The organism is Lichenifustis flavocetrariae, from assembly GCF_026130545.1.
Taxonomy (GTDB): Bacteria; Pseudomonadota; Alphaproteobacteria; order Rhizobiales; family Beijerinckiaceae; genus Lichenihabitans; species Lichenihabitans flavocetrariae.
Genome location: NZ_JAMOIM010000092.1, coordinates 1 through 8,422, shown reverse-complemented (window position 1 = coordinate 8,422; position 8,422 = coordinate 1). Strand labels below are relative to the sequence as shown.

The window sequence follows — 8,422 nt, the reverse complement described above, 5'->3', positions numbered from 1 at the left end:
CCGACAGGATCTCCCGCTGCGCCGCAGCGCTCCAACGTCGTCGACGTTCCGGGCCGGTCTGCAGGGTGATCTGGGTCATGCTGTGCAGCTACAAGCGCTCATAAGGTGGACTTACGAGCAAAGCTTCGCAGCCGCATTAACCTCTCGCAAGGCGGTCTTCGCCGGGCGGATACAGGAGGAGGGCCAGCCGGTCGACGGCGATCCCGCATTCGCCGGTCCCGCGCGCCGTCCCCGGTCTGCCGGCGGCCGGAAGAAGCTCGCCGAAGACCACCCTATCGAAAGGCCGGTGCACGACGCCGTGAACGAGCATTATGAAGCACGTCCGCGCGTTTTCGCCTCATGATTTTGAGAGATGATCGCAGGTACCCCTCGGCGGCAGCACTGGAACGTGACGCATTGGCGAAGGCCGCCCTGGGGCTTGTTCCCGAGGGTCAAATCACCGCCGGCGCGCTGAATGATCTCTTGCGCGATGGCGAGGCCAAGGCCTGCGCCGGGGATCGTCTGGCGGCGCGATTGATCCACGCGGAAGAAGGGTTCGAACACACGGCCAATGACGGCATCGGGGATGCCCGGCCCGTCGTCCTCAATCGACACGATGGCGCGTCCGCCGATTTCACGGACAGTGACGAGGGCCCCGCCGCCATGCGTAGCCGCATTGGATACGAGGTTGCGAAATGCGCGCGTCAAAGCGAGCGGCGGACCCTTGATGGTGACGATGGTCTTTGCGTCACAAACCACTGGCAGTTGCAGCGCGGCAAGGTCCTCGGCGATGCTCCCAAGCATGGTGTCGAGCCTGATCGTCTCGCAGCCATGATCGCCGGATTGTTCTCGGACGAGCGCGATGGCGCTGTCGGCGATGCGCTCGAGCTCGTCGAGATTGTTGAGCCACTTGCCGCGTTCGACCTCGTCGAGGAACTCGGCCCGCAGACGCATGCGCGTGAGAGGCGTGCGCAGGTCGTGTCCGGCCGCGGCGACGAGGCGCATCCGACTTTCCACGGCCTGATGCAGGTTGCGGCTCAGGCGGTTGAGGGCTCGGGCGGTGGCCCGGACTTCCGCCGGACCCTCCTCCGGCACGTGATCGAGCTCGCCCCTCGTGCCGATCCGCGCCGAGACCTCCTCGAGCAGAAGCAGAGGCCGGGTCACACGCTGGGCGACGGCAAGCGAAACGGCGGCGGTACCGAGCAGGATCAGCGACATCCAACCACCAAGAACCAGCCACGCATCGGCGGGTGGTCCGAGATCGGGGATGGGTAAGGTGACCCAATGGGACGGCACGATCTCGACCGAGGCGACCGGCTGTGCCGCGCGCTTTGGTTCCACGACGATGACCTGCCAGTCGTCACCGGCTCTATGCAGCGCGGTCGTCAAATCTGCCTGTAGTTCGACGAGACTTGCGCCGGTGACGGGAGCCTTCGTTTCAAAGGCCTGATCTGGATTGGCCTGGGCTAGATGGCCAAAATAGCTGATTTGGGCCGCGATGGAACGGGCGGCGTGCTCCGCACCGTTGCGACGGCCCACCAGCACTGCGGCGAGCGTCGCCAGGCACATCACCAGCGCGATCGAGGCGAGCAGCACGGCGGCGATCCTGACCCTGAGCGAGTTCAAGGACCGGTCCCCGAGGCTTCGACGCGCGCCACGAACTGATAGCCGCCGTTGCGGATCGTTTTGATGAAGCGTGCACCCCCTTCGTCGGACAGCTTGCGGCGGATCCGGCTCAACAGCACATCGATCGAGCGATCGAAGGGATCGGCGTCGCGACCCCGGGTCAGGTCCAGCAGCTGGTCGCGTGCGAGGACGCGGCCTGGCCGCGCCACAAACGTGTGAAGCAGGTCGAACTCGGCCGCGGTGAACTCTACTTCGTGCCCGCCTGCAGTTGTCACGCGGCGCGCGGAGGGTTCAAGGCTGGAACCTTCGAAGCGGTACAGGCGTGTGGCCACTTCGGGGACCGCGCCGTGCCGGCGGAGCACCGCGCGAATGCGGGCCGCCAGCTCTCGCGGATTAAACGGCTTGCCGAGGTAGTCGTCGGCGCCGACCTCGAGGCCGATGATGCGATCGACCTCCTCCTTCAGCGCCGTCAGCAGGATGATGGGAACCGTCGATCCATGCGCGCGTAGATCGCGGCAGATCTCGATCCCCGACCCGTCGGGCAGCATGACGTCGAGGACCACGAGGTCGACACCGTCCCGCTCCAGCACTTGGTGAAGCCCTCTGCGGTCCGACGCGACGCGCACGCCGAACCCCTGGGTGACCAGATACCGGGCCAGGAGGCTCCGAATCTCCTCGTCGTCGTCGACCACAAGCACGGTCGGTGGGTTTGGCACGGTGACAACCTCCTCGAAGCGGCATCGTAAGCCGAGGTGGCTGCCAGCCGCGAGGCCAATATCGCAGCAAAAGGCTGCCGATCTTCAGCAGCAACGTTCGGACATCAATCGTCCTCGAGCCGGCAACATTCGGCAATCTTCGCAGATATCGCAGCAATCCTTGGCCGGCAGGGTGGCGCTCAAGCAGGAGCGCGGCGGATGCGGATCGGCCGGAAGCAGGGAGGATCGAGGGATTGGTGGGACGGGTCGCGTATCGACGGGCATGGCGAAGCGTCTGGGCAACCCTGGCCCTGTGCCTTGCGGCCTGTAAGCCCGAGGCGCAGCCGTCCGCGACCGCCACGGACATCAATCGGCCGTCGCAGACCGTCGCGGTCGCCGCCGTCACGGAAAAGGACGTCCCTCGGCGTGTGTCGGCGACCGGTACCGTCATGCCCTGGCAGGAGCTCGCGGTCGATGCGCAGGCGAGCGGCCTCGCCGTCATCGAGGTCCGCGTGAAGGAGAACGATGTCGTCAAGGTCGGCGACGTGCTGATTCGGCTCGACGACCGCGTCCTGCAGGCGCAGGTGGCCCAGCAGAAGGCGGCCATGACCGAGGCTCAGGCCAATCTGCAGTCCGCCAGGAAGGAAGCCTCCCGAGGCGACGCCCTTGTAGTGCAGAAGGCGATGAGCCAGGAGGCGGTCGAGACGCGGCGTACGGCGATCCTGACAAGTCAGGCCAAGCTCGATCAGGCAGCAGCCTCGCTCGATCAGTTGCAGGCGCAGCTCAACCAGACCGTTGTCCGGGCGCCGGCGGGCGGCGGCGTCTCGACCGAGCCGGTGAGGCTCGGGACGGTCACCCAGAGCGGCACCGAACTGCTCCGGCTCATCCGCGAAGGTCGGCTGGAGGTGCAGGCCAAGGTTCCCGAACGGGAGCTCGGCGCGCTCCAGGCCGGACAGTCTGTGCGGGTGAGCGGACCAGATGGGTCGATCATCACCGGAACCCTGCGGGACGTCGCCGCTAAGGTCGATGCCTCGACCCGCCTCGGGATCGCCTATGTCGACGTGCCGTCCGGTGGCCCGCTTCGCGCGGGCATGTTCGCTTCGGTCTCGATCGAGGTGGAGACGAGCCGCAGGCTCGTCGTGCCCGAACGGGCGCTGGTCTGGCCGAACGGCGCCGCATCGGCCTTCGTGCTCGGCCCCGACGACAAGGTCGGGCTTCGGTCCCTCGTCGTCACGGCACGGGTGGATGGCGAGGCCGTCGTCGGAAGCGGCGTGGCGGCAGGGGAGCGCGTCGTGACGGCGGGCGCCGGGTTCCTCCACGACGGCGACAGCGTTCGGGTCCAGGCCTCGCTCGACGCCAGTGCGATGGCAAGTCCATGACGAACGGCCTCTCGTCCTGGTCGATCCGCCATCCGATATCGACCATCGTCCTGTTCCTCGGACTGACGCTGGCCGGTCTTCTCGGCTTTTCCGGCCTGCGCACCAACAACCTGCCGGACATCGACCTTCCGTCGGTCACGGTCACCGTGTCTCAGCCCGGCGCGGCCCCGAGCGAGCTCGAAACTCAGGCCACGCGGATCGTCGAGGATGCCCTCGCGGGGATTAGCAACATCGATCACATCTCTTCGACGGTCAGCGAGGGCACGTCGGTGACGACGGTGCAGTTCCTGATCAGCGCCAATATCGATCGCGCGACGAACGACGTCCGCAATGCGGTGTCGAGCGTGCAGAGCAAGTTGCCGGCTGCGGCCGAGCAGCCGGTCGTCCAGCGTGTCGACTCGACCGGCAATGCGATCCTGACCTTCGCTCTCGACGCGCCGAACAAAACGATCGAGGCGCAAAGCTGGCTGGTCAACAACGACATCGCCAAGACGTTGCTCGGCGTTACGGGCGTATCGAAGATCGAGCGGGCCGGAGGCGTCGACCGCGCGATCCGCCTGCGGCTCGACGCCGACCGGCTGATGGCGCTCGGTGTGACGGCCACCAAGCTCAGCCAGGCCCTGGCCGGCGTCAACGTCGACCAGCCCGGCGGCCGCATGGATGTCGGCGGGCGCGAGCAGACCGTGCGGACAGTCGGCGGCGCCACCACGCTCAGCCAACTGGCGGATGTCGCCGTCTCCGGAACGGGCAGCACCGCCATTCGGCTGCGTGATCTCGGCCGGCTCGATGACAGCTGGTCGGAGGCTCGGCAACGCGCACGGTTCGACGGTCGCGAGGTCGTGGCCTTCTCGGTCTATCGCACCATGGGCTCAAGCGAAGTCGACGTCGCAAAGGGGGTGCGCAGGGCCGTGGCATCGATGAACGCGAGTGATGCCGGCCTCCACCTCGAGGAGGTCACCTCCAGCACCGGCTTCGTCCAGGACGCCTACGACGCCTCGGTCGAGACCCTGTGGATCGGCGCGCTGCTGGCGATCGGCATCGTCTGGATCTTTCTGCGCGACTGGCGGGCGACGCTGGTGTCGGCGGTTGCGCTGCCCCTGTCGCTGATCCCGACCTTCGCGGTGATGGATTGGTACGACATCTCGCTCAACACCATCACGCTGCTCGCCCTCTCGCTCGTGATCGGCATTCTGGTCGACGATGCGATCGTCGAGATCGAGAATATCGTGCGACACATGCGCGGCAGCGGCCGCACCGCTTATCAAGCCGCGATCGAGGCTGCCGACGAGATCGGCCTCGCCGTGGTGGCGACGACGGCCACGCTCATCGCGGTTTTTCTTCCCGTCGCCTTCATGGCTGGCATTCCGGGCAAGATCTTCGCGGCCTTCGCGCTCGCGACCTGCGTGTCGGTCGCCTTCTCGCTGCTGGTCGCCCGGATGCTGACCCCGCTCATGGCGGCTTATCTGGTTCGGGCGGACGGGCACGAGGAGCAACAGCCGGTCTGGCTTCCCGCCTATCTGGCCGTGCTCCGCCTCGCCCTGCGCCACCGCGCGATCACGGTCGTCCTCGGGCTCCTGTTCTTCACCGGATCGATGGGGCTAGCGACACGCCTTCCCGTCGATTTCATGGCCGCCGCCGACCGTGGCCGGTCGCTGGCCTCCGTCACCCTGCCGCCCGGCGCGACGCTCGACCAGACGGACGCCGTTGTTCTGGCCATGAACAAAATCCTTCGCGCTTACCCGGAGGTCACGACCGTCTACGCGACGGAGGGTGCGCAAACGCAGGCGGGCATCGGCGCGGCCAACTCCGCGGGCGAGGTGAATACGGCGACCGTCACGATCAACCTCAAGCCGCGCGGCAAGCGCGGCCGCAGCCAGCAGCAACTGGAGAAACTGTTCACCGAGGGGCTGCGCGCAATTCCCGGTGCGCGCATCCAGTTCGGGGCGGACGGCCAGTCGGGCGCCAAGTTGACGGTCACGCTCGTCGGCGACGATCCCACCGCCCTGTCGCGCGTGGTCGACCAGTTGCAGGTCGAGATGCGCGGCGTGCGTGGCATCATGAATCCCTATTCGACCGCAAGCCTCGCGAAACCCGAGATCGTCATCACGCCTAAGACCGACCAGGCGGCCGAACGCGGCGTGACCACCAGCGCCATCGCGGATGCCGTCAAGATCGCGACGGTCGGCGACATCGACCAGAGCCTGCCCAAGTTCAACCTGGCCGACCGCCAGCTCTCGATCGTGGTGTCCCTCGACGAGCACGCGCGCAGCGATCCGGCCATGCTGGCCAACCTTCCCGTGGCTGGGTCGTCCTCGACGGTGCCGCTGGGCTCGGTGGCCGACATCGGCTTTGCGGCTGGTCCAAGCGAGATCACGCGCTTCGATCGTCGGCGCAGCATGGCGATCGAGGCGGCGATGGACGGCATCACGCTCGGGGAAGCCGGCACGGCCATCTCTTCGCTGCCAACCATGCGCGACCTGCCGGCCGGGGTCCACGAAGAGAAAAGCGGTGATTCCGAACGGCTCGGGGAAACCACCCATGGCTTCGCGACCGCAATCGTGACGGGTGTGGTGCTGATGTATTTCACGCTCGTGCTGCTGTTCGGCGGCTTCATTCAGCCACTCACGATCCTGGTGGCCCTCCCGCTCTCGTTCGGCGGCGCACTGGGCCTGCTCTACCTCTGCGGCTACGCGCTTTCCATCACGGCCTTGATCGGCCTCCTCATGCTGATGGGGATTGCGGCGAAGAACTCGATCCTGCTGGTCGACTACGCGCTCATGGCCCTGCGCGACACCGGCCTGCCGATCCAAGAGGCGCTGCTCGATGCGGCGCGCAAGCGGGCGCGGCCGATCATCATGACGTCGCTTGCCATGGGCGGCGGCATGTTGCCCATCGCGCTCGGCTATGGCACCGACGCCGAGTCGCGCGCGCCGATGGCGGTGGCGGTGATCGGCGGCCTCGCGAGTTCGACCGTGCTGAGCCTCGTCTACGTGCCCGTAGTGTTCAGCCTAATGCACGGGTTGCAGCGCCGAGCGGGGGGCCTTCTGGCGCGCCTGTTTCTAGAGAATGCGCCCCAGGCCCTGGCGCCCCCCCTCACAGCACCAGCCGTCATGCATGATCGCGCCGCCTGAGACGCCGATGTCGTTCCGGATCCGAGCCCTCTCGTTCGCCATGACACTTGGCGCTGGCCTGTCCGGCTGTGCGGTCGGCCCGGACTATAAGACGCCGGCCATGGCGATTCCGGCCCGATGGGCCGAGCGGGAGGGTCACCGCGCGGGACGGGTCGAACTGGCCGCGTGGTGGGAGCGCTTCGGCGATCGCCTCTTGCCGAAACTCGTCGCGCGGGCCGTCGCGGGCAACCTAGACGTCGCGACGGCGAAAGCGCGCGTGCGGGAAGCCCGGGCGTTGCGAGACGAAGCCGCGGCCAGCTTGCTGCCAGACCTGAATGCCTCGAGCAGCGCGCAGAGATCCCGCACGGCCGCCCAGGCGGTGGGGTTTCCGGCGTCCACATCCAACCTGTTTCAGGCCGACTTCGACGCAAGTTGGGACCTCGACCTCTTTGGTGGCAACGCTCGGTCCGTCGAGGCGAAGGACGACGCGACAGAGGCGGCCGCCTACGGATTGCGCTCGACGCTGCTGACGCTGGTCGCCGACGTGGCGCGCTATTACGTGGACGCGCGCGGCTATCAGGCCCGTATCGCGCTTGCCCGCCAAAGCGCAGCGTCGCAGAGGCAGACCGTCGCGCTGACCGAAAAGCAGTTCGCGGCGGGCGTCAGCACAGGCGCCGATCTCGCCAAGGCCAGGGCCCTCGCGCTCAGCACGGAAGCCAACGTCCCCGCCTTGGAAAGCAGCTACCGTCAGACCGTACATCGACTCGGCGTGCTGCTCGGGGTCGGACCGGAGGCGGTGCTGGCGGACATGGCGGACCCGCGCCCGCTGCCCGTGCCCAAGAGCAGCGTGGCGGTCGGTATTCCGGCGGACGTGATCCGGTCTCGCCCCGATGTCGCCCAGGCAGAACGGCAGTTGGCCGAGCAGACGGCGCAGGTCGGCGTCGAAGAAGCGCAACGCTATCCCGACGTGACGCTGAGCGGCTCGGTCGGCGTGAGCGCATTCACGCTCGGCGACATCACCAAGGCGTCGTCACGGACCTGGTCCTTCGGTCCGTCGGCCTCCGTTCCGATTTTGGACGCCGGCAAGCGCCGCGCCGCCGTCACGGCGCAGAAAGCCGTCCGCGACCAGTATGACGCAGCCTACAGGGCCGCGGTGCTCTCGGCCATGGAGGATGTCGAGAACGCCCTCGTGGCGCTCTCACGGCAACGCCTGCAAACCGAAAAGCAGGGTCGCTCGGCGGACAACTACAATGAAGCGGCGCGCATCGCCCGCGTCCTGTATCGACAAGGCTCCACCGCGTTCCTCGACGTGCTCGATGCCGAGCGCTCGCTCTATGAGGCGCAGGATACGTTCATCCAGAACCAGGTCTCGCTCACTGAGGATTACATCGCCCTGTTCAAGGCGCTCGGGGGCAATTGGAGTGGCGCGCTCGACGTGAACCGCCCCGAGGTGGTGGACACAATCATGGGCCCACGTTTGAGGACGGACAAAGACGTCCATAGAAATTTCTACGACCGCTTTTGAGATTTGCTGTCAGTTCGATGAATGACCAGGTTTGGTGAAGGGTTACGGACGCCGGCCGGCTCCGGTCGCGCGTCTTGGCTCATAGCCGGCGTCGGTAAGCCGCCCAAG

The 8,422-nt window shown here is 67.0% G+C and carries 6 protein-coding genes; 4 read left to right on the top strand and 2 right to left on the bottom strand.

Annotation, left to right across the window (positions count from 1 at the left end; genetic code table 11):
• The coding region (locus tag M8523_RS35170) for a hypothetical protein (protein ID WP_282589457.1) at positions 1-343 on the top strand (343 nt) is incomplete at its 5' end.
• On the opposite strand, the gene M8523_RS35165 is transcribed toward M8523_RS35170, so the two are convergent.
• Both M8523_RS35165 and M8523_RS35160 read right to left on the bottom strand, forming a co-directional pair.
• The gene (locus M8523_RS35165; protein ID WP_282589456.1) at positions 310-1,605 is read right to left on the bottom strand and encodes an ATP-binding protein; all 1,296 of its coding nucleotides are present in this window, start codon (positions 1,603-1,605) and stop codon (positions 310-312) included. The two genes, M8523_RS35170 and M8523_RS35165, sit on opposite strands and share 34 nt — an antisense overlap.
• Positions 1,602-2,297 carry a response regulator gene (locus M8523_RS35160; protein ID WP_428351994.1) on the bottom strand — a complete coding sequence of 232 codons (696 nt, stop codon included), beginning with the start codon at positions 2,295-2,297 and terminating at the stop codon, positions 1,602-1,604. Before M8523_RS35160 ends, M8523_RS35165 begins: the two co-directional genes overlap by 4 nt.
• 260 nt (positions 2,298-2,557) lie before the next feature.
• On the opposite strand from M8523_RS35160, the gene M8523_RS35155 reads away from it, so the two are divergent.
• From M8523_RS35155 to M8523_RS35145, 3 genes are read left to right on the top strand one after another with little or no spacing between them, the layout of a single operon-like run.
• Positions 2,558-3,679, top strand: coding sequence for an efflux RND transporter periplasmic adaptor subunit (locus M8523_RS35155; RefSeq protein ID WP_282589454.1), 1,122 nt, complete (start codon positions 2,558-2,560; stop codon positions 3,677-3,679).
• Positions 3,676-6,810, top strand: a complete 3,135-nt coding sequence (locus M8523_RS35150) for an efflux RND transporter permease subunit (protein WP_282589453.1) — start codon at positions 3,676-3,678, stop codon at positions 6,808-6,810. The genes M8523_RS35155 and M8523_RS35150 overlap by 4 nt, the downstream gene beginning before the upstream one ends.
• Before the next feature lie 7 nt (positions 6,811-6,817).
• Entirely contained in the window at positions 6,818-8,314 is a 1,497-nt protein-coding gene (locus tag M8523_RS35145) for an efflux transporter outer membrane subunit (protein WP_282589452.1), read from the top strand.
• Positions 8,315-8,422 lie beyond the last annotated feature (108 nt).

What these genes read in the sequence shown, in the direction of transcription:
- M8523_RS35145 (WP_282589452.1), top strand. Translation starts at nt 6,818, where the DNA reads ATGTCGTTCCGGATCCGAGCCCTCTCGTTCGCCATGACACTTGGCGCT.
- M8523_RS35150 (WP_282589453.1), top strand. Translation starts at nt 3,676, where the DNA reads ATGACGAACGGCCTCTCGTCCTGGTCGATCCGCCATCCGATATCGACC.